Origin of the sequence: Cohnella sp. SGD-V74, from assembly GCF_003001675.1 — a bacterium.
GTDB lineage: Bacteria > Bacillota > Bacilli > Paenibacillales > Paenibacillaceae > Cohnella.
The window spans coordinates 1-1,186 of record NZ_PVYW01000057.1 but is presented as its reverse complement, the minus strand read 5'-3'; the positions used below and the strand labels follow the sequence as shown (position 1 = coordinate 1,186).

Genomic DNA, 1,186 nt, shown 5'->3' with positions numbered 1-1,186 from the left:
CGTCTTTGCTGTGACATCAACGATCCGCTCCTTCAACTCTTTCTTGTATTCTACTCCCCCTCTTTTTTTCTGTCCAACTTAGTGTAGACGATTCACCACTTTTCTCTCCTTTTGTCGCTATCCCCTTCCGTCAGTTCGGCTGCTCCTTCCCGTTCCACTTTTCGCTTCTTTTATCGCTATCCCCTTCCCTCAGTTCGGCTGCTCCTTCCCGTTCCACTTTTCGCTTCTTTTATCGCTATCCCCTTCCGTCAGTCCTCCCCAGCATCACACCTACCTTTCATCCCTTTTGCCGCTATCCCCTCCATTCAGTTCACGCCGCCCACACCTGCCCCACCGCCTTTCGCATCCTTTTGCCGCTATCCCTTCCGGTCAGTTCGCGATCCCGCTACCTTCCTCTATCTCCCCCCCCTTTTGCCGCTATCCCTTCCGGTCAGTTCGCGATCCCGCTACCTTCCTCTATCTCCCCCCCTTTTGCCGATATCCCTTTGAGTCAGTTGGAAATCATGATGGTAAAAAGAAAAATTAACTAATTGCAACTTTAAATAAGAACAAATGTTTGGTATAATTGAGTAGAGAACAAACGTTCGTTTAATGCGGAAGGGAGATTCGTATGAGCCTTAAAGAAGCCGCGGAGAAATTCCAAAAATTTTGTTCCGTCTATAAAGAGGAAGCGGATTGTTTCTCTGTTCTATTCGAGATGAAGTGGCCCGACGGCTTTCGCTGTCCGCGCTGTAACCACCCGTTTTTCTATCTCATTTCCACCCGTCGGATTCCGCTCTACGAATGTCGCTCCTGCCATACGCAAACTTCCTTGATCGCCGGCACCATTATGGAGGGCAGCCGTACGCCTCTTCATCGTTGGTTCCAGGCCATATTTCTGCATGCTCAGCCCCGCTGCGTCAATGCCCGCCAGCTCTCCGAAGCGATCCATGTCACCTATAAAACGGCCTGGTTAATCTGTCACAAAATTCGCCGCGCCATGGCTGCGAGAGAATCGAATCGACTGCTATCGGGTATTGTTCGCGTTTCGGATTCCGTCTATTGCAAACGGATGGTTCCTTCCTTCGACTGGCATCAACAAGAACAGCCTTTGCTGATCGGCGCTTCGGAGGCGGACGATGGCACTCCAGACAAAATTGTGATTAAACTGCAATCCAAAGCCCCGTTAAAGGACAAGTACGACTGC

At 50.3% G+C, this 1,186-nt stretch carries 1 protein-coding gene; it reads left to right on the top strand.

Annotated features, from left to right (window positions below):
* Positions 1-610: 610 nt before the first annotated feature.
* Positions 611-1,186: transposase (locus B0G52_RS35175; protein ID WP_143762695.1), on the top strand; the 576-nt coding region annotated here is incomplete at its 3' end.